Here is a 19,484-nt window from a genome sequence, read left to right as displayed (position 1 = left end):
CGCACCCCGACTTCCTCAGTACAATCTCCCAAATGCGATCATTCGCTGCGACCGCGTCAAATGACCAAGTGCCCAAGACCGCCAATGACCCAATCCGGCGTGCCACGAATGGCAATTCATCAGATCGGCGCGCAGCCCAATCATGGGCACCAAAACTCGCACGGTGACAGCAAATGCTTCACGCCTCCGATAGCACCAGAATGCCGCACGCAGCTTTGATTGTTGCATTTTTCTAGTGGGATGAACGCACTTCATCGCCATGCTCAGGTACAGAATTAATAAACAACACATTTTTAATGATTATTAGTTAGCGTAGCGGAAATTTTTAAATTTGCATGTCAAAGACTGTTGGATAATTATTTTGTCTAGCCTTTCCGATACGTTGGCGATCGACAAAGAGATTCAAAAACTGAATCGCCTGAGGTTCTCGCCGGCCCTCGAGGCACAGTTTGATGCGGAGGGCGTTGACCATCGCAAACGAGTCGGACCCGTCTCATTGGCTGCCGGCATGGTCATGTTTAATGCATTTTTGTTGGCGGATTTTACGATACTACCTGATGTGTTCCATTGGCTTGTGATAGTAAGGCTTCTAATATTTACGCCTGCTTGCCTTCTTATCCTTTGGGCCGTTTCCCGTACATCCAGTACATTTCAAATCGATGCGATGGCCGTGGCTGGCACATGTCTCGCAGTCGCACTGCCAACCACAACGATTTTATTCAGCGCTTCTAAATATACTTTGCTTTACCAGTTTGGAAGCATGGTAACCATTACCTACTACACACTCGTTCAAAGAGTGCGATTTCGAATGGCCTTAGCGGGCCTATTAATTATAGTCGCGCTTCATTTATACTGCGTTAAATATCTTACGGCAATGGACTCGATCTCATACAGCTTTGTATGTCAGTTTTACCTGGCAGGATCGTCCTTACTTCTGATGGGATCTTACATCCAAGAGCGATTGGAACGACAGGGATTCCTTGAAAGGCTGAAGAGCACCATGCTTTTGAAGCATATTGAATGGACCGCTCGAACTGACTTGTTAACTAGCCTTTCAAATCGCCATCACCTCGCTCAAGTACGAGACCAATTCGAATCAAAGCAACTCGAGGGGCAAATTGCTGCATTGATGGTCGACATAGACCATTTCAAATTATTCAATGACACGCAGGGTCATTTGGCTGGAGACCGCTGCATCAAGGCGGTCGGACGGGCAATAGTTTCGGCCCTGGAAGCGATCAGAGCATGCGAGAGGCAACATGACTTCGCCTTTCGCTTTGGCGGCGAAGAATTTTTGATTCTGTTGATGGGTTGGGACCATGAGCAGGCCATGACCCTGGGTGACGCAATACGTCGACACATTCGCGAAGCCTGTATTGGGCACCCTGCAGCCGGGGGGAGCGGGCGAGTGACAGTATCGATTGGCATAGCGGTCTCTGAAGCAGGTAGGCACAGTATGGACGAGTTGATCGGCTTGGCTGATGCGGCACTCTACAAATCCAAGCAGGACGGCCGGGACAGGCTGAGCGTAGCAGCTTGAATCGGCCCACCTGAGCCTTAGGCTCAGGCCTCATTGATCATAGCCAGAAGATGACAGTGGCAGCGAGGGCGATGGCGGAGAAGAAGGCCGTGGAACAGCGGTCGTATCGGGTGACGACCCAGCGCCAATCTTGGAGGCGGCCGAACATGATCTCGATGCGGCTGCGACGCCGATAGCGGCGTTTGTCGTACCGAATCGGCTCGTTGCGGGACCTGACCCTGGATTTGACGCGGCGCGGGGAACATGGCTTTGCATCGGACATGATCGAACCCGTTTCCCAGACCCGAACACTCGGCCGGCTGGTCGGATATCGCCTGCGCCGCGCTTCCGCCGTCTTTGCCACCGATTTCGCCAACGCGCTGGACGGCACAGGCATCCGCCAGATCCCACTTGGCATTATGGCGGTCGTCTCGGACAATCCGGGGATCAACCAGGGGACGGTCGGCCGCCTGCTCGGCATCAAGCGCGCCAATATGGTGCCGCTGATCAACGAGCTGATCGAAAGCGGCCTGATCCTGCGCGAAACCGATCCCGCCGACCGCCGCGCCTTCACGCTGGCACTGTCGCCGGCGGGATCGGCCATGCTTGCCGACTGTATCCGTCGGATCGACGCCCATGAGGACCGGCTGCTCGCCGGTTTCACCAAGGTGGAAAGGGCGCTGCTGCTCGACCTGCTGGAGCGGATCGAGCAGTTGGGGGCGACGACCGACTAATCGTATAGCGTATCGGTCAGGATCAGCGCGTCGAGCGCGACCACCCCCTGCCCCCGCGAATGGACGATGACGGGGTTGAGGTCGATCTCACGGATCGCGGGCGTCCCGGTCATTACGCGCCCCAACGTCGCGACCAGATCGGCCAGCGCCTCGACGTCCAGCGCGGGACTGCCGCGATAGCCATCGAACAGCGCCCCCTGCTGCAGTGCCCGCCATTCGGCGACGATCGCCTCGCGGGTCAGGTCGACGGGAAGCAGGCGGACGTCGTGGAACAGTTCCGCGGTCACGCCCCCGAAGCCGATCAGGATCACCGGCCCCCAGTCGGGATCGTTACGCGCGCCGACGATCACTTCGATGCCGCGGCGGCCCATTGCCTCGACCTGTGCGCCGTCCAGCCGGATGCCCTGGTCATAGGCGGCGACATTGGCGTGGAGCCGCTGCCATGCCTCAGCCAGCGCCTCGGAATCGCCGATGTTGAGCAAGACGCCGCCGGCATCGCTCTTGTGGCTGAGCGCTGCGGCCTGCGCCTTGAGTGCGACGGGATAGCCGATACGATCAGCGATCGCCTGTGCCTCGGCGACGGTTGCGGCGAAGCCGCCCGCCGGGAACGGGATGCCGATCGGCGCCAGCGCCTGCTTGGCGCGATATTCGGGAATGACACCGCCTGGCAGGTCGAGCGCGATCGGCGCCACCTCGGCCCGCGTGCCGTCGCGCGCCGCCGCCCGCGTCAGATGCCGTAGCGCACGGAACGCCCGGTCCGCGGTCGGGAAATAGGGCACGCCGAGCGCACGCAGCCCCGCGATATACTCGGCGGGCACGTCCGCCCCATCGTCGATGCCCGCGAAGATCACCGGCTTCTGCGGCTTCAACGCCACGACCGCATCGATGATCGCCGGGAATTTGCGCGCGGCGGTCGCCCGATCGGTCTGGATGATCCCCAGGACCAGCGCGGCGTAGCGTTCGTCCTCCAGCAACGGAACCATCGTGCGGCGATACAGATCGGGGTCGACCAGCGCCTGCGCCGTCAGGTCCATCGGGTTGGACACCGGGATGAAATCAGGGATCGCCGCGCGCATGGCAGCCGCCGCCGCGCCGTCGATCGCGGGCAGGTCGAGCCCGATGCGTTCGGCGAGATCGAGCACCAGCGCCTTGAACGCGCCGCTTTCGGTCAGCACGGCGGTGCCACCCGCCCGCACCGGCTGCGCCCGCACCGCCATTTCGACGACGTCGCCTAGCGCCTCCAGACTGTCGACCAGCACCACGCCGGCGCGCTCGACCTTGGTGCGCATCACCTGCCAGTCGCCGGCCATCGCGCCGGTGTGGGTCGCAGCGCTCTCCCGCGCGGCGTTGGACGTGCCGGGGTGGAGCAGCACGATCCGCTTGCCCATGGCCGCCGCTCGCTCGGCCAGCACCAGGAAACGGGCGGGCTGGCGGAACTGCTCGACGATCATGGCGATGACGGGCGTTGCGGGATCGTCGATCAGATGCTCGACATAGTCCTCGACGCCCGACGCCGCCTCGTTGCCGGTCGAGACCGACAAGGTGATGCCCAGCCCCTTGGCGTCCAGCGTCGTCGCCAGCACCACCGCCATCGCCCCAGACTGGCTGACGATGCCGACCGCGGGCTTGCCGGTCAGGTCGATCACCGGCGTCTCGACGAAGGTCAACGGCACGCAGGCGGCGTGGTTCACCATCCCGAGGCAGTTCGGCCCCTCGACGATCATGCCATGCTCAGCGGCGATGCGCGCAACCTCCGCCTGCGCGGCCAGCCCCTCCTCGCCCCCTTCCGCGAACCCGGCGGAAAAGATGATCGCCGCACCCACGCCACGCGCTGCGAGCGCCTGCACCGCTTCCAGCACCGCCGGTCCGGGGATGGCGAGTACCGCCGCATCGACGCCCTCGGGCAAGTCGGCAATGGTCTTCAGGCACGGCCGCCCGTCGATCGTGTCGCGCTTGGGATTGATGAGGTGGATGGCCCCGGCATAGCCGTGGCGGTCCAGGTTGCGCACCACGGCATTGCCAAGCGCGCCGGGCGTCGGCGAAGCGCCGACGATCGCAACCGAACGGGGGGTGAGCAGGCGGGAAAGATCGGGCATCGAGTTCCTCCTACGCCCCTCCCCGCCAGGGGGAGGGGTCGGGGTGCGGACGCGGGCGACAGTCTCCATGAGACTCCCCCACCCCCTTCCCCTCCCCCGAAGAGGAGGGGGTTTGTGGCGTCAGGCCTTCGCGCGGTCCTTGTCATAGGCGCCGAGCCCCGGCTTGTAGCTCTTCTCATCGATGAACTGGCGGATGCCCTCCTTGCGACCGTCATTGTCGTAGGAATTGGCGGCTTCCTGCGCACGGACCAGATAGTCCTCGGCATCGTCGTAGCTCATCACGCCGACGCGCTTCATCGCGTCCTTCGTCGCCTTCAGCGCCACCGGGTTCTTGGCGAGCAGGACCTTGGCCACCTCGGTCACCCGATCCTTCAACCGATCGAGCGGCAGCGCTTCGTTGACCAGACCCCATTCGGCGGCGGTGCGACCGTCAATATTCTCGCCCATCATCGCGTGGTACATCGCCTTGCGGAACGGCATCAGTTCCTGCGCCACCTTGGTCGCGCCGCCGCCGGGCAGGATGCCCCAATTGATCTCGCTGAGGCCGAACTTCGCCTCTTCCGCCGCAAAGGCTAGGTCGCAGGCGAACAGCGGGCCATAGCCGCCGCCGAAGCACCAGCCGTTGACCATCGCGATCGTCGGCTTCTGATACCAGCGCAGCCGCCGCCACCAGCCATAGCTCTCGCGCTGCGCCTTGCGCGTGCCGGCAAGGCCCTGCGCCTCGGTCTCGCGGAAATACTCCTTCAGGTCCATGCCTGCGGTCCAGGCAACGCCCTCGCCCGACAGCACCAGCACGCCGACGTCGTCGCGGAACTCGAGCGCGTCGAGCACCTCCATCATGTCGCGATTGAGCGTGGGACTCATGGCATTGCGCTTGTCCGGGCGATTGAACCGCACCCAGGCGATGCGATCCTCGACGTCATAGGCGACGACGCCATTGCTGCTTGTTTCGGTCATTGCTGCTGAACCTTTCTGTGCGTCGCCAATGTCATTCGACGGCGAAGATTTCGATGAGGACATGGTCGGGCATGCGGATGCCGCGGCCGACGAAGGTCTTTTCCCGCAACCATTGGTATTTGCCCGGCGGCGGATCGAAAACCGGAGCGGTACGGAAGTAATAAGCCTCGGGATCGACGCGCTCGCCCCGCGCGATGCGATCGGTCACCGCCTGGCTGGCGACCCGGATGCCGGGATTGTGGATACCGATGACGGTGCCGTCCGCAGCCTTCAGGAAATAGCGTGCCTCCACCCGCGTGAACCCGCCGGGATAGATGGTCTGCCAGTCGCCGCCGCCGGGCAGGACGGTGCCGCTGATCCGCGCACCGCTAACGGTGCCGCCCGTGATAGGGATAAACCGGCGCCGCCCGCCATCGATCTCGCCCTGCTCGACCGGAGCGGCGATCTCGACGCGCAGGGTAAATACCGGCGTCAGCTGCGGGGCGACGGGCGCATCGGCGTCACCGGCTGCGACAGACGCGATGGCGGCAAGCATCAGGGGCAGGCTCGACATCGTGCCGCCCCCTCAGATCGGATAGTGACCGGGCTCGGTCTCGATCGTGATCCAGCGCAATTCGGTAAAGGCATCGATCCCCGCGCGTCCGCCGAACCGGCCATAGCCCGATGCCTTCACTCCGCCGAACGGCATCTGAGCCTCGTCATGCACGGTCGGACCGTTGACGTGGCAGATGCCCGATTTGATCTGTCTGGCGACGCGCAGGCCGCGCGCGGTATCGCGGGTGAAGACCGACGCCGACAGGCCATATTCGGTGTCGTTGGCGAGTTCGATCGCGTGCGTTTCGTCACGGGCGCGGATGACGCCGACGACCGGCCCGAAGCTTTCGTCGCGGAACAGCTTCATGTCGGGAGTCACCCGGTCGACGACATGCGCGGGCATCAGCACGCCGTTCGCCTCGCCGCCGATGGCCTGCACCGCGCCTGCGGCAACGGCGTCATCGATCAGCGACATCACATGATCGACCGTCTTGCGATCGACCACCGCGCCGAGCGGCGTCTTGCCCTCGCGCGGGTCGCCGACGGGCATCGTACCGACCTTGGCCACGAACTTCTCGACAAAGGCGTCGGCGACGCTGTCGACGACGATGATCCGCTCGGTCGACATGCAAATCTGGCCCTGGTTCATGAACGCCCCGAACGCAGCCGCCTTCACCGCCTCATCGAGATCGGCATCGTCCAGCACGATCAACGGCGCTTTGCCGCCCAGTTCCAGCAGCACCGGCTTCAGATGCTCGGCGGCGCGTCGTGCGATGATGCGGCCGACATGCGTCGATCCCGTGAAATTGATGCGGCGAACCGCGGGATGATCGATCAGCGCGCCGACGACTTCGCCGGCATCCTCGGGAGCATTGGTGACGATCGACACGGCGCCTTTGGGCAGCGCTTCGGCGAAGGCCTCGGCGATCAGGCTGTGGGTGCGCGGGCATTGCTCGCTCGCCTTCAGCACCATCGTGTTGCCGCACGCGAGCGGCACCGCGATCGCGCGGACGCCGAGGATGATCGGCGCATTCCACGGCGCGATGCCGAGCATCACGCCCACCGGCTCGCGCACAGCCATGGCGATACAGCCGGGCTTGTCGGAAGGGATGACCTCACCCGCGATCTGCGTCGTCAGCGCGGCGGCTTCGCGGACCATCGACACGGCGAGCATCAGGTTGAAGCGCGCCCAACCCTCGGTCGCGCCGATCTCGCCCATCATCGCATCGACGAACTGGTCGGCCTTGCCCGCCAGCGCATCGGCGGCCTTGGTCAGCGCGGCGCGGCGGGCGTTGGGTCCAAGGGAGGACCATACAGGAAACGCGGCGGCAGCGGATTCGACCGCGGCGAAGGCATCGACTGGGTCGAAGGCCGGGGCGGTCGTCGCGACGGCGCCGGTGACGGGGTTGTTACGGGTGAACGTCCTGCCGGACAGTGGCGAACCTGTCATAGCCATGCTGCCTCTCCATTTGTTATGGTACATAGCTTAATCGGCAATGGCAGCGCGGTCAATCGCGCTTTCGATCCCCAAGCACGATCAAAGCCACGGCCGCGATCAGCGAGCCGAAGCTCATCAGCACCGCGACGAGCTGCAACCCGTGCCCCGCGGCGAACAGTACCCCCGCCAACGCCGGGGCGAGCGCCGATCCACCGCGCCCCACCCCGATGACGAAGCCGGTCGCCGAAGCGCGTACCCCCGTCGGAAAGCTGCGCGCGATCAGGGCGTAAAGGCCGACGACACCCGCATTGGTCGCAAAACCGGCCGCTGCTGCCACGAGGGACAAGGTCGCAAGATCGCTCTGCGTGCGGCCGAACACGATCACCAGCGCCGTCGACAACAGCATCGCCGCGATAGTCAGCCCGAGCAGCCGGACCTTGCCGGTCAGCAACCCCAGGATCAGCGATCCGGTCGCGCCGCCGATACTTGCCCACACCAGCACGCCCGCCGCCTGCGGGGCGGGGAAGCCCATTTCCGCAACGATCTTGGGGATCCATTTCAGGATGAAGTAGAAGGTCATGATATGCGCGAGATAGGCGAGCGTCAGCAACAGCGTGGTCCGCCTGAGGTCGGGCGCGAACAGGGCCATGACCGGCACCTTTGCCGTCCGGGGTTCGGCCGGGGGTAGCGCATCGACCGGGGGGTGGCCCATCCGCGCCAGCGTCGCATTGACCCGCGCCAGCGCATCGGGCGGCCGGCGATGCAGCAGGAACGCGACCGATTCCGGCGCACGCCACAGCACCAGCGGCACGAACAGCACGCTGCATACCGCCCCGAACAGGAAGACCGCGCGCCAGTCATACCAGCCGAGCAACAGCGCCGAGGCCGATCCGCCGACGATCGTGCCGATGGGATAGCCCGCCGCCATCAGAACCACGGCGAGCGAGCGATGCCGGGCATTGGCCGCCTCCGCCACCGCTGCATTGGTCGCGGCCAGCATACCGCCGATGCCGAGCCCGGTCAGCACCCGCCACAGCGACAGCACCATGATCCCGCCAGCACTCGCCGCACCCAGCATGCCCGCGGCCATGACGCCCAGACAGCCGAGGATCGTCGTGCGACGCCCGATCCGGTCGGCGACCCCGCCCAGCAGCAGCGAGCCGATCGCCATGCCGACCAGCTCCATCGACAACACGATGCCGAGGGCCGCGCGATCAATGCCCCAGTCCGCGGCGATGCCGGGCGAGGCGAAGCTGATCGACAGGACGTCGAACCCGTCGAGCGCATTCAGCCCGACCATCGTCGCGACGATTCCCCATTGAAACCGCGACATGTCGGCACGGTCGATAATCGCTCGCGGGTCCTGCATCGGCGCTTCTGCCTTTCTGGTCATGTCATGCTGGTAACGAGGCTTATTTCGCCGCAGCCTGCTCCCGCGCGATCGCGCGATCGATCATCAGCCGCGACCGCACGCCGCCGGCATCGATGTTGAGCTTCAGCAACTTACGATCGGGATATTGCGACAGATTGCGCTGCTGCCGTTCGAGCATCTCGAGATCCTCGGAGAAGATCTTGCGCTGCCCGTCGCGGATCGTGTCGGTCAGCGCGGCGTCGTCGACCGCGAACTGACGGGCCATGCCCCAGAAATACCAGTGCGACGTCTCGGTTTCCGGCGTGATGAAGTCGACGACGATGCTCGACGCCTTCTTCGCCGGATCGGCGTGATAGCCGCCTTCCCCCGCCAGCGCGACGCCGACCTCGATCATGACGTGGCTCGGCAGCGTGAAGCGACAGACCTGCCAGCGGTCGACCAGCGCATCCTCGGGCAGGCCCGCGCCGCGCAGCCCCATGCGCCAGAAGGGCGGCGCGACCACATTCTCCATGTGACGACTCGTGACGACCTCGTCGCCGGTCGCCTCGGTTTTGACCGGCGCTTCGTCGATCTCCTTCTGCCCGATGCTGCTGGCATGGACATAGGTTTCGTGTGTCAGGTCCATCAGATTGTCGATCATCAGCCGATAATCGCACGCGATATGGAACAGCCCGCCGCCATAGGCCCAGTCGGGACTCTCCGCCCAGGGCAATGGGTGCAGCTTGTCCGCGCTCGCCTGTGCCGGATCGCCCGGCCACACCCAGACGAAGCCGTAGCGCTCGATCACCGGAAAGTGGCGTGCCGAGGGGAATTTGCCGACCTGCTGCCCGGGCATCGAGTCGGAGCGCCCCCGACAGTCGAGCGCCAGCCCATGATAACCGCACACCAACGTCTCGCCGCGCACGAAGCCGAGCGACAACGGCGCGCCGCGATGTGGACAGAAATCCTCCAGCGCGGTGACGACGCCGCCGCCGGTACGGAAGAACACCATGTGCAGCCCCGTAATCTGCCGGGCGAGCGGCTTGCTTCCCACCTCTTCGGTGCTGGCGGCAACATACCAGGCGTCGAGCGGCCAGGTGGCCCGCGGCGCGGCGGTCACGCTATCGATGGCGTTCATCCTTCTCTCCTGATGGTCAGCGTAGGGACATGCCGAGCCGGACGCCATAGGTGCGCGGCGGATCGTAATTGGCGGTGGTCGAGCTCCACACCGTCACCAGCGTGTTGGGGACGCGACTGTCCTCGACATTGTTGACGAAGGCGGTGATCGAATAGCGCGAGTCGGCATCCTCGAACCGCAGATTGAGGTCGGTCTTGGTATAGGCGTCGCGCCGGCTCTGCGCGTAATTCTGGATGTCGCTATAGGTGTGCGACTGGGCGTAGAAATCGACGCTGGGGATCACCCGCCCCTTGCGGCCGAGGTCGAAGGTATGGGCGTAGCTGAAGCGACCGCTCCATTCGGGGGCGTTCGCCAGGCGATTGCCCGAAGCGTCCAGCGTCAGGTTGGACGGCAGCGGCTGGAAGCCGAAGAGTGGCGCAAAGCCATTATAATTGCCGCTGGCCGAATTGAGATTGTCCGGCGCCGACGGAAAGGACCTGATCCGCGCGTCGAGATACGAGACATAGCCGCTGATCCGGTCATTCGGCGTCGGACGCAGGCTCGCCTCCAGCTCGATGCCGCGCAGGCGCGCCGTTGCCGCGTTCGTCGTCACCGCCGACACCTGATTGGTCAGCGGGTTGAGCACGACGCTCGACACCTGCAGGTCCTTATAGTCCATGTGGAAGCCGGTGGCGCTGAGATAGAGCTTGCCGTCCATCAGCGTGGTGCGGATGCCCGCTTCGTAATTGGTGACGGTTTCCGGGCGATATTGGCGGTATTGGGGCGCATTGCCGCTCGCCTCCAGCCCGCCGCCGCGAAAGCCCGTGCTCACCGTCGCATAGACCAGCGTGGTCGGGCTCACTTCATAGTTCGCGCCGACCTTCCAGCTGATGTTGTCGAACTTCGACTCGGGCCGTGCGGCGTCGTTCGACAGGGCGTAGACGAAGGGGATGCCGGGACAGGTGGTCGACGTGATGTTCTGGCGGTTGATGGTGTCGCCGGGGCAGACCAGCTCGACGTTGCGCGCGTTGACCTGTTCCCAGGTCGAACGGATACCGCCGATCAGCTTCAGGCCGGGCAGCACTTCCAAGGTGCCCTGCCCGAATACCGCCTGCGACTTCGTCCCCTGCCCGCGATAGCTGGTGACGACGTCGACACCGCTGATCGTCGAAATGCCGGTGCCGGTGCCGGCGATCTTGGCACCGACCAGATTATAGGCGGTATTGAACGGCGCAGGAGCGGTGTCGCCGGCGTGGAGCAGGCGTATCCCCGAGGGCTGGCGGTCCTGATACAGGAAGCCGCCCAATACGAGGTTCAGGATGCCGCGATCGTAATTGAGGTCGACTTCGTGCGACCAGCTTTCCATGCGGCGGTTGATCGATTCCTGGGTGAACACGCCGGTCGCCGCGTCGATCCCGTTGTTCTTCAGCAGGGTGTAACCGGCAAGATAGGTCAGCGACAGGCCATCTGCCGCCTGCCATACCAGTCGCGAGCGCGCCGCATAATAATTAAGGTCGATGCGGTTGTCCTGAACCTGCGCCTGCCCGACGTTGAGCGCATCCTTCGCGATCACCTGACGCGGGCCGAAAGTACCGGCGACGAGATTGCCCTGCGGGTAATAGTTGATGCTGGTCAGGTAGCTGGCCGGAATCGTCCCCTGGTTCTGGCCGTAGTTCAGCGACAGGCGCCAAGTGACCGGCCCGACGTCGAGCAGCGACGTGGCGCGCAGGCCCGCCTGATCGGTCTTCCCATAGCCGTTTTGCGCGCCGTAGCGGGGGTCGACGCCATCATCGACCTGGCGATAGGCAGCGAAGCGCAGCTTCCATGCGTCGCTGACCGGCAGGTCGACGGCGGCGCGGGCGCGGACTTCGTTGAAGCGCCCGACCTGCAGGTCGGCGGTGACGCCGCGGGTGGAGCGCGGATCGGCGGTATTGATGTTGACGACGCCGGCGGTCGCATTGCGACCATAGACGGTGCCCTGCGGCCCGCGCAGCACCTCAACCGCGCCGATATCGAAGAGGCCCAGCGACAGGACCTGCGCCGAGGGTTCGTAGATGCCGTCGATCTGCGTCGCGACGGTCGAATAGCCGCTGAAGCTGTTGTTGCTGCCGATGCCGCGCACCGCGAAGCCGTTGGCGCTGAGTTGCAGGTTGGGCACGGTCGTAGCGAGCGACGACGCGGAATCGACGCCTTGGCGGGTCAGCGAATCCTGCGACACGACGCTGATCGCGATCGGCGCGCGTGACAGGCGTTCGGATGTCTTCTGGCCGGTGACGATGATGTCGCCCGTCGTGCTGGCGTCGGTGGCGGCGGTCGCCGTCGCGGGCGACTGGGGGGCGGAGGCGGGTGTCGTGTCCTGGGCGGAGGCAGCACCGGTGAAGGCGATGAGCGCGGTTCCCGTCAGCAGCAACGTCAGTGTTCGCATGATAGTCCTCCCCGAGTCGGTTGTCGTTCCGATGCGAGTGAGAGGCACGCGTTCGACGCGGCATTGCGGCATTGCGGCACTGCGGCCCCGCGCAGCACGCGGCCACCGCAGGCCGGCGACGATTCCGTCACGGCACCTCTCCTCTGTTGGCATGCTCCAACTGCAATGAGGCATAACTAAATTTACAAACGGTTGCAACGGGTGATGCGCGCGATCGCCAGCCGCGGCATTGATCGATTGGGCACGTCTCCGCGACCAATGCTATAGCTATTGAACATAGCCAGTTTCCGGTATTATGACGGATACAGGTGCCGGTCACGAACCGCGCACCGATCGGAGAGGGTGACGATGACGCTGTTACGGCGAGAGGTGCTGCGGGGGGCGGCGATGGCGGGACTCGGTGCGATGCTGCCCCCGGCCGCACGCGCCGCGGCGGCGGCGACGATGCCCGGCGCGCTCGACGCGGTCGCGCCCGAACTCCGCCCGGCGGCAGAGAAGATTCAAGCGATGATCGCGGCGATGCCGCCGATCACCCAAGCCTATCGCACGATGCGCAGCGGCCCGATCCCGCCGCCCGCAACCGACATTCCCTATACCGAGCAACATATTCCCGGGGCGGCGGGACAGCCGCCCGTCACCGTCTACGTCATAAACGCCCGCGCCGGCACGCGCCGCCCGGCTATCCTGCACACGCACGGCGGCGGCTATATCGTCGGGTCCGCGCGCGGATCGATCGCGCCGTGCCAGGACATCGCGCGGCAACTCGACTGCGTGGTGGTGACCGTCGACTATCGACTGGCGCCAGAGACGACCTACATCGGGTCGGTGGCGGACAATCATGCCGCGCTCCTGTGGCTGCACGCCCATGCCGCGGACCTTGGCGTCGACCCGGCCCGGATTGCGCTGTTGGGGGAGAGTGCGGGCGGCGGCCATGCCGCCCTGCTCGCGCTGATGGCGCGCGATCGGCGCAGCGTGCCGCTCTGCGCGCAGGTGCTGATCTATCCGATGCTTGACGACCGGACCGGCAGCACGCGGACGGTGCCGCCGTTCATTGGCCGGATCGGCTGGGACGCGCCCGCCAATGTCTTCGGCTGGACGTCGTTCCTCGGCCACCCCGCCGGTGCTAGCGACGTCCCTGCCGCCGGGGTGCCGGCCCGGATCACCGATCTGTCCGGTCTGCCGCCGACCTTCATCGGGGTCGGGTCGGTCGATCTCTTTGTCGACGAGGATGTCGACTATGCCCGCCGCCTGATCGCCGCGGCGGTACCGACAGAACTGGTCGTGACGCCGGGCGCATTTCACGGGTTCGACGCGGTCGCTCCCGAAACAGGGCTGGCGAAACGCTTCACCGCGGCCAAGATCGCCGCCTTGCGCCGCGCCTTTGGCGGCGATGGCGTCGTAGCATGACCTTTCGACAGGATTCCCGTAATGACCCTTCGTTCGTTTCGGCATGCCGCCGTGCCGCTATTGGCCCTCGCGATGCTGCCGTCCCTTGCGAATGCGCAGGCGTCTGCGGTGATGGTGACTGAGCGCACTGCCCCGCCACCGGCATGGACGGCGGCGCCGTTTCTGCCATTGTGGGACGGCGCACCGCCGGGTGGCGGGTTCCGCCCCGCGCCGGTCCCACCGAAGGATCCGGCCACGTTCCTGCGCAATATCGACAAACCGGGTCTGCGTCGCTTCACGCCCACCCACCCCAACGGGGCGTCGGTGCTGGTCATTCCCGGCGGGGCCTATACCTTTCTTTCGATCGGCAATGAGGGGCTGGACATAGCGGGGCGGCTGACCGCGCTCGGCTATACCGTCTATGTGCTGGTATACCGCCTTCCTGGGGAAGGCTGGACAAATCGCGCCGACGTACCGCTGCAGGATGCGCAGCGCGGGCTGCGTATGGTTCGTGCCGCCGCGATCAGGGACGGGCTGGATTCGCACAAGGTCGCGGTGCTCGGCTTTTCGGCGGGCGGCCATCTGGCGGCGACGCTGGAGACCGATTTCGGCCAGACGGTCTATCCGCCGCGCGACTCGACGGACCGGATCGACGCGCGACCGGATGCCGCAGCGCTGATCTACCCGGTGATCGCTGCGGCGGCGCCCTTCACTCATGCCCTGTCTGCGGAAAAGCTGCTGGGCAAGGCCGCGGATGCGGCAGCGGTGGCCAGGCGATCCCCGGCGGAGCATGTGACGGCAACCACGCCGCCGACCTTTCTGCTCCACGCGCTGGACGATGATGCGGTCGTACCGGACAACAGCCTGATGATGATGGCGGCGCTTCGCCGCGCCGGTCGCCCCGTCGAGGCGCATTTCCTGGCCGAAGGCGGGCATGGTTTCGGCGTCGGCCCGGCGGCGCTGCCGGTCGGGGCGTGGGTGCCCATGCTCGACCGCTGGCTGCAACGCATCTTCGCGCAAAAGGAGCGTCCGGCGGGTTGATGTTTCCCGCCTTGCCATCCCGAGCGTTTTAGCTATGTTTCATAGCAGACTCGCGGCGATCGATCGCGGGATAGGAAGGGATGCGGGATGACGGATGCGACGACCGGTTCTGGTGACGAGGGTTGCACGCGGCGCACGCTGCTGGGCGTATCGTCCGCGCTGGCGGGGGCGGCTGTGCTCCCTGGGGCGGCGGCGGCCGCACCGGCGCGGCTGACCAGCATCGGCCTGCAATTCGCCTATGAAGCGATCGTGACGCTGGGCAAGGCCGAGGAGGTCGGCGCAACGCCACTCGGCAAGCGTATCCGCATTCCGATCACCGGCGGCCGGTTCGACGGCCCCCGCCTGTCTGGCACCATCCTGCCGGAAGGCATGGACTGGCAATTGGTGCGTACCGATGGCGTTACCATGCTGGAGGCGAGCTACCTGATGCGCGAACGCGACGGGACGCTGATCCATATCCGCAACACCGGTATTGTGCATGGCGGCTATATCCGGACGACCCCGGTATTCGAAGTGCCGCTGGGCAAGCATCAATGGCTGAACGAGGCGATCTTCCTCGGCACGGTCGGGGCGGCCGATCCGGCGGACGGCCCGGCGGTGCGTATCACCGTTTATCGAGTGGCATGACGATGGGAGCGAACAGGATGCGAGGGGCGATCACCATGGCCGCGATGCTCGCGGGCACCGCACTGACCGGCATGGCGCTGGCAGGACGGGTCCAGCCCGAGACGCCGGCCGCCGCGGCCATGCCTGCGCCAAGAGCATGCGCCGCGCTGCTCGGCGCCAGTGGGTGGAGCGATCCGACGCTGCACATTCAGACCGCAGAAGACCATGCGGCGGGCCTCGTCGTCGACGCGGGGTTTGGGGCGAAGACCGCACCGCTGCCAGCGCATTGCGAGATCTCCGGCGTCATGCACGAACGCACCGGGCAGGACGGGCAGCGCTATGCCATCCATTTCCGCATGCGCCTTCCCGACGCCTGGAACCGCCGCTTCGTGTACCAAGGTGGCGGCGGGACCAATGGCGAGGTCGGCAACGCGGTCGGCCCGGCAACCGGCGGCGCGACCGCCCTGGCGGAGGGCTATGCCGTCATCAGCCAGGATTCAGGGCATTCGAACGCGACCAACGCCGACCCGGCGCGCGGCGGCGTCGTGTCGTTCGGCTTCGATGCGCAGGCACGGGCCGATTATGGCCATGCCTCGCTGAAGGCCAGCTACGACGCGGCGCGCGCGATCCTGCGCCGCCACTATGGCGGCGATCCCGCGCGCAGCTATTTCGCGGGCTGTTCGAAGGGCGGGCAGGAGGGCATGGCCTTCGCCCAGCGCTATCCGGACGCGTTCGACGGCATCCTCGCTGCAGCGCCCGGCTTCGCGCTACCAAAGGCGGCAATCGCCGAAGCCTGGGACACGCAGACCTATGCCGCCCTGGTCCGGACACCGGGCGAGACCAGCATTCCCATTTCGCGGCTGGCGCAGGCCTTTTCGGACGGCGACCTGTCGCTGGCGCGCGCGGCGGTGCTGGCGGCGTGCGATGCCAAGGACGGCCTCGCCGACGGGCTGGTCGGCAACTTCGCGCAATGCCGCACGCCCGATGTGCTGCGTGCCCTACGCGCCCGGCAGTGCAGCGGCGCCAAACAGGCGAGTTGTCTCGCCCCCGCCCAGATCGATGCACTGGCAAAGGCATTCGGCGGTCCGCATGACAGCCGCGGCAAGCCGCTCTACGCCAGTTACCCCTGGGATGCCGGCCTCGCCGACACCGGCTGGCGCATCTGGAAGCTGGGCCTGACGACATCGCCCGTCCCGGCAATCAACGCGAGCATGGGCGCGCCCGCGCTGGCGACGATCTTTTCGACCCCGCCCCGCGCCCTGGCACCAACGCCGCAGGCCGGCTTGGACTATCAGCTCCGCTACGACTTCGATCGCGATCCGGCGGCGATCTTCGCCACGGCACCCGGCTTTCCGCGTTCGGCGTGGGAGGACATCTCCGCGCGCTCGAGCGACCTCAGCCGCTTCCGTGCGCATGGCGGCCGGATGCTCGTGCCCCATGGCGCGTCGGACCCGGTGTTCTCCATCAACGACACGATCGCCTGGTGGAGCGACGTCGACCGCCGCAACGGGGGCCGCGCCGCATCCTTCGTCCGCGTCTTCCCGGTGCCCGGCATGGCGCATTGCCAGGGCGGCCCCGCAACCGACCAGTTCGACGCCTTCGCCGCGCTGGTCCGCTGGGTCGAACAGGGTGCCGCCCCCGACCGGATCGAGGCGGCCGCCGGGCCGATGACGCCCTGGCCCGGCCGCACCCGACCGCTCTGCCCCTATCCGCTGGTTGCGCGCCCGATCCCGGGGGCAACGGATACGGAGAAAGCGGCGGCGTTCCGTTGCGTCGCGGCGACGGCGGGATGACCAGGGTGGATCAGCCTGCCGTCATCCTGCCCCGGTCTGATCCGTCCTCGTGAACAATTCGCCCCGGCGAAGGCCGGGGCCTCCAGCGGGCGGCGGATGCCGGTCAGATCCGTTCCAGCATCAGGGCGATCCCCTGCCCCACGCCGATGCACATGAACGCCATCGCATAGCGACCGCCGGTGCGGTGCAGTTCCTCGACTGCGGTCATCGCGACGCGCGCGCCCGACATGCCGAGCGGATGCCCGAGCGCGATCGCCCCGCCGTTGCGGTTCACGCGCGGATCGTCCGCGGCGATGTCGAGGTCGCGCAGCGTGGCGATCGCCTGCGCGGCAAAGGCTTCGTTGAGCTCGATGACGTCGAGCTGGTCGAGTCCGATGCCGGTGATGCGGGTCAGTTTGCGCGCCGCCTCGATGGGGCCGACGCCCATGATCCGAGGCGCAATACCCGCCGACGCCAGCCCGAGCACCCGCGCGCGCGGGGTCAGTCCATGCCGTGCCGCCGCTCCTTCAGACGCGACCAGCATCGCCGCCGCGCCGTCGTTGAGGCCAGAGGCATTGCCCGCCGTCACCGTGCCGTCGGCGCGCACCACGGGTTTCAACTTCGCCAGCGCCTCCAGGCTGGTGCCGCGCGGATGCTCGTCCTGCGCGAAGACGATCGGATCGCCCTTCCGCTGCGGGATCGTGACCGGCACGATCTCGACCGCCATGCGCCCACTGGCAATCGCCGCCGCCGCCTTTTTCTGGCTGGCGAGCGCGAAACGGTCCTGATCCTCGCGGGCGACATGCCATTGATCGGCGACGTTCTCGGCGGTCTGCGGCATCGTATCGACGCCGTAAGCCGCGCGCATCGCCGGGTTGACGAAGCGCCAGCCTAGCGTGGTGTCCTCGATCTGCTGGCCCCGGTCGAACGCGCTTCCCGCCTTGCCCATGACATAGGGTGCGCGGGTCATGCTCTCGACGCCGCCCGCGATCATCAGCTCGGCATCGCCGCTTCGGATCGCCTGCGCCGCACTACCGACCGCGTGCAGCCCCGATCCGCAGAGGCGGTTGACCGTGGCCCCCGGCACCGCCTCGGGCAGGCCCGCCAACAGCACCGCCATGCGCGCGACGTTTCGATTGTCCTCGCCCGCCTGGTTCGCGCAGCCGAGCAGGACGTCGTCCACCGCCTGCCAGTCGACGGACGGATTGCGCTCGACCAGCGCGCGCAGCGGGATCGCGGCGAGGTCGTCGGCACGAACGCCCGCCAGCGCGCCATTCAGCTTTCCGATGGGCGTGCGAATCGCATCGCAGATAAAGGCGTCGGTCATCAGGCACTCTCTTCCAGCATATCGATGATCTTTTGGGCTTCGGCGAAACCGGTATTGGCGGCGGGCACCCCGGCATAGATGGCGGCCTGCATCAGCACCTCCTTCAACTCGTCACGCGTGAAGCCACCTTGCGAAAGCCCCGCACGGACGTGCAGCGCGAATTCCTCCCAACGGCCCAGGGCACAGGTGATCGCCAGCACGATTAGCCGCCGCGTGCGGTCGTCCAGCCCCGGTCGGCCCCATATCTCGCCCCAGGCGATGCGGGTGATCATCGCCTGGAAATCGGCCGTGAGCGGCGTGCGATTTGCCAGGCTGCGCTCGACCCAAGCGTCGCCCAGCACCCGGCGGCGGTTCACCAGCCCATTCTCGAACAGCGTCTCCGCCGCCCCGTCCACTGCCGGATCGCCCGTCAGGAACCGGCGCAGCGCCGTCGCCAGTGCGGCAGGCGCCTCGATCGGGGGCAGATGCGCGCCGTCGACGCCGACATGGTGCACGTCCGGGATGCCAGCAAGCAGATGCTCGCCATGCCCCGCATAGGGCGTGGACACGTCCAGCATAGCGGTCACCACCAGCGTCGGCACAGCGATCTCGCCGATCCGCTCGGCCAGCGCCATATCGCGGATCGCCGCGCCCGCCCCGGCATAGCCCGCATCCGACTGCCGAGCGATGCCGTCACGCAGCGAGTCCGCGATCTCGGGATGCTGTGTCGCGAACCCCGGTGACAGGAAGCGCCCCACCGCCATGTCGGCGATCGCCGCCGTGCCCTGCTGCCGTACGGTATCGATCCGCGCCTTCCAGGCGGCCGGGTCCATCGTCGCCGAGGTGCAGATCAACGCCAGCGCCGCGACGCGCGACGGATGGTCGAGCGCGAGTTGCATCGCGACCATGCCGCCGAGCGACACGCCCGCCACCGCGGCGCGGTCGATGCCTGCGTCTGCCATGATTGCAGCAACATCGGCGGCCAGCATGCCGAGGCTATAGTCCCCCTCCGGCGCATCCGATCCCCCCGCCCCGCGCGTGTCGATCCGCAATAGCCGGAAGCCGGGCAGCAGCAGCGGCACGGTGCGGTCCCACAGGCCGATATCGGTCCCGATCGAGTTGAGCAGCACCAGCACCGGCCGGTCCGCCGCGCCCTCCAGCCGCCAGTGCAGGCGGACGCCATCGCATAGGGTGAACGCCAT

15 protein-coding genes and 1 pseudogene are annotated in these 19,484 nt (G+C 66.3%); 6 read left to right on the top strand and 10 right to left on the bottom strand.

What is annotated here, in order from left to right; translation table 11 throughout:
- The first annotated feature begins 382 nt into the window (after nucleotides 1–382).
- Nucleotides 383–1,540, top strand: a complete 1,158-nt coding sequence (locus NZL82_RS05345) for a diguanylate cyclase (RefSeq protein ID WP_261268743.1) — start codon at nucleotides 383–385, stop codon at nucleotides 1,538–1,540.
- A 37-nt stretch (nucleotides 1,541–1,577) separates the two neighbouring features.
- Here the strand turns inward: NZL82_RS05345 and NZL82_RS05340 are convergent.
- A pseudogene (locus NZL82_RS05340) lies at nucleotides 1,578–1,790 on the bottom strand (IS5/IS1182 family transposase); the annotation flags it as partial.
- Between the two features lie 10 nt (nucleotides 1,791–1,800).
- On the opposite strand from NZL82_RS05340, the gene NZL82_RS05335 reads away from it, so the two are divergent.
- Entirely contained in the window at nucleotides 1,801–2,253 is a 453-nt protein-coding gene (locus tag NZL82_RS05335; protein WP_261268742.1) for a MarR family winged helix-turn-helix transcriptional regulator, read from the top strand.
- Here the strand turns inward: NZL82_RS05335 and NZL82_RS05330 are convergent.
- The 7 genes from NZL82_RS05330 to NZL82_RS05300 all read right to left on the bottom strand — a co-directional run bounded on the left by NZL82_RS05330 (nucleotide 2,250) and on the right by NZL82_RS05300 (nucleotide 12,171).
- A complete protein-coding gene (locus tag NZL82_RS05330; RefSeq protein ID WP_261268741.1) occupies nucleotides 2,250–4,349 on the bottom strand; it encodes an acetate--CoA ligase family protein in 2,100 nt (699 codons plus the stop codon). The two genes, NZL82_RS05335 and NZL82_RS05330, sit on opposite strands and share 4 nt — an antisense overlap.
- Nucleotides 4,350–4,469: 120 nt before the next feature.
- A complete protein-coding gene (locus NZL82_RS05325; RefSeq protein WP_261268740.1) occupies nucleotides 4,470–5,306 on the bottom strand; it encodes a p-hydroxycinnamoyl CoA hydratase/lyase in 837 nt (278 codons plus the stop codon).
- A 31-nt stretch (nucleotides 5,307–5,337) separates the two neighbouring features.
- Nucleotides 5,338–5,859, bottom strand: a complete 522-nt coding sequence (locus NZL82_RS05320; RefSeq protein ID WP_261268739.1) for a DUF3237 domain-containing protein — start codon at nucleotides 5,857–5,859, stop codon at nucleotides 5,338–5,340.
- A gap of 12 nt (nucleotides 5,860–5,871) precedes the next feature.
- Complete coding sequence (locus NZL82_RS05315; protein ID WP_261268738.1) at nucleotides 5,872–7,296, bottom strand: aldehyde dehydrogenase; 1,425 nt, start codon at nucleotides 7,294–7,296, stop codon at nucleotides 5,872–5,874.
- A 52-nt stretch (nucleotides 7,297–7,348) separates the two neighbouring features.
- Nucleotides 7,349–8,611: an MFS transporter gene (locus tag NZL82_RS05310; protein ID WP_261268737.1), complete on the bottom strand. Its 1,263-nt coding sequence runs from the start codon at nucleotides 8,609–8,611 to the stop codon at nucleotides 7,349–7,351.
- A 79-nt stretch (nucleotides 8,612–8,690) separates the two neighbouring features.
- On the bottom strand, nucleotides 8,691–9,767 hold the full coding sequence (locus NZL82_RS05305; protein ID WP_261268736.1) for an aromatic ring-hydroxylating dioxygenase subunit alpha: 1,077 nt from the start codon (nucleotides 9,765–9,767) through the stop codon (nucleotides 8,691–8,693).
- Nucleotides 9,768–9,783: 16 nt separating this feature from the next.
- Nucleotides 9,784–12,171 (bottom strand): TonB-dependent receptor, encoded by a 2,388-nt coding sequence (locus NZL82_RS05300; protein WP_261268735.1) that lies wholly within the window; start codon nucleotides 12,169–12,171, stop codon nucleotides 9,784–9,786.
- A gap of 348 nt (nucleotides 12,172–12,519) precedes the next feature.
- Here NZL82_RS05300 and NZL82_RS05295 point away from each other — a divergent pair, with 348 nt between their 5' ends.
- The 4 genes from NZL82_RS05295 to NZL82_RS05280 all read left to right on the top strand — a co-directional run bounded on the left by NZL82_RS05295 (nucleotide 12,520) and on the right by NZL82_RS05280 (nucleotide 16,997).
- On the top strand, nucleotides 12,520–13,578 hold the full coding sequence (locus NZL82_RS05295) for an alpha/beta hydrolase (RefSeq protein WP_261268734.1): 1,059 nt from the start codon (nucleotides 12,520–12,522) through the stop codon (nucleotides 13,576–13,578).
- Nucleotides 13,579–13,599: 21 nt separating this feature from the next.
- Nucleotides 13,600–14,598 (top strand): alpha/beta hydrolase, encoded by a 999-nt coding sequence (locus NZL82_RS05290; protein ID WP_261268733.1) that lies wholly within the window; start codon nucleotides 13,600–13,602, stop codon nucleotides 14,596–14,598.
- A gap of 87 nt (nucleotides 14,599–14,685) precedes the next feature.
- The gene (locus NZL82_RS05285; RefSeq protein WP_261268732.1) at nucleotides 14,686–15,225 is read left to right on the top strand and encodes a DUF3237 family protein; all 540 of its coding nucleotides are present in this window, start codon (nucleotides 14,686–14,688) and stop codon (nucleotides 15,223–15,225) included.
- 35 nt (nucleotides 15,226–15,260) lie between these two features.
- On the top strand, nucleotides 15,261–16,997 hold the full coding sequence (locus tag NZL82_RS05280) for a tannase/feruloyl esterase family alpha/beta hydrolase (protein ID WP_261268731.1): 1,737 nt from the start codon (nucleotides 15,261–15,263) through the stop codon (nucleotides 16,995–16,997).
- Between the two features lie 103 nt (nucleotides 16,998–17,100).
- Here the strand turns inward: NZL82_RS05280 and pcaF are convergent, their stop codons facing one another.
- Both pcaF and pcaD read right to left on the bottom strand, forming a co-directional pair.
- The gene (gene pcaF / locus NZL82_RS05275) at nucleotides 17,101–18,303 is read right to left on the bottom strand and encodes a 3-oxoadipyl-CoA thiolase (protein WP_261268730.1); all 1,203 of its coding nucleotides are present in this window, start codon (nucleotides 18,301–18,303) and stop codon (nucleotides 17,101–17,103) included.
- On the bottom strand, nucleotides 18,303–19,484 hold the full coding sequence (pcaD, locus tag NZL82_RS05270) for a 3-oxoadipate enol-lactonase (RefSeq protein ID WP_261268729.1): 1,182 nt from the start codon (nucleotides 19,482–19,484) through the stop codon (nucleotides 18,303–18,305). Before pcaD ends, pcaF begins: the two co-directional genes overlap by 1 nt.

Source organism: Sphingomonas sp. LC-1 (assembly GCF_025371035.1).
Lineage (GTDB): Bacteria > Pseudomonadota > Alphaproteobacteria > Sphingomonadales > Sphingomonadaceae > Sphingomonas > Sphingomonas sanguinis_E.
Note: the sequence above shows the minus strand (reverse complement) of the source record. Positions and strands in the feature narration are given on the sequence as shown.

Bases quoted from the DNA above. Each gene is read 5' to 3' on its own strand.
- NZL82_RS05335 (WP_261268742.1), top strand. From the start codon at position 1,801: ATGATCGAACCCGTTTCCCAGACCCGAACACTCGGCCGGCTGGTCGGA.
- NZL82_RS05330 (WP_261268741.1), bottom strand. From the start codon at position 4,349: ATGCCCGATCTTTCCCGCCTGCTCACCCCCCGTTCGGTTGCGATCGTC.
- NZL82_RS05325 (WP_261268740.1), bottom strand. From the start codon at position 5,306: ATGACCGAAACAAGCAGCAATGGCGTCGTCGCCTATGACGTCGAGGAT.
- NZL82_RS05320 (WP_261268739.1), bottom strand. From the start codon at position 5,859: ATGTCGAGCCTGCCCCTGATGCTTGCCGCCATCGCGTCTGTCGCAGCC.
- NZL82_RS05315 (WP_261268738.1), bottom strand. From the start codon at position 7,296: ATGGCTATGACAGGTTCGCCACTGTCCGGCAGGACGTTCACCCGTAAC.
- NZL82_RS05310 (WP_261268737.1), bottom strand. From the start codon at position 8,611: ATGTCGCGGTTTCAATGGGGAATCGTCGCGACGATGGTCGGGCTGAAT.
- NZL82_RS05305 (WP_261268736.1), bottom strand. From the start codon at position 9,767: ATGAACGCCATCGATAGCGTGACCGCCGCGCCGCGGGCCACCTGGCCG.
- NZL82_RS05300 (WP_261268735.1), bottom strand. From the start codon at position 12,171: ATGCGAACACTGACGTTGCTGCTGACGGGAACCGCGCTCATCGCCTTC.
- NZL82_RS05295 (WP_261268734.1), top strand. From the start codon at position 12,520: ATGACGCTGTTACGGCGAGAGGTGCTGCGGGGGGCGGCGATGGCGGGA.
- NZL82_RS05290 (WP_261268733.1), top strand. From the start codon at position 13,600: ATGACCCTTCGTTCGTTTCGGCATGCCGCCGTGCCGCTATTGGCCCTC.
- NZL82_RS05285 (WP_261268732.1), top strand. From the start codon at position 14,686: ATGACGGATGCGACGACCGGTTCTGGTGACGAGGGTTGCACGCGGCGC.
- NZL82_RS05280 (WP_261268731.1), top strand. From the start codon at position 15,261: ATGGCCGCGATGCTCGCGGGCACCGCACTGACCGGCATGGCGCTGGCA.
- pcaF (WP_261268730.1), bottom strand. From the start codon at position 18,303: ATGACCGACGCCTTTATCTGCGATGCGATTCGCACGCCCATCGGAAAG.
- pcaD (WP_261268729.1), bottom strand. From the start codon at position 19,484: ATGGCGTTCACCCTATGCGATGGCGTCCGCCTGCACTGGCGGCTGGAG.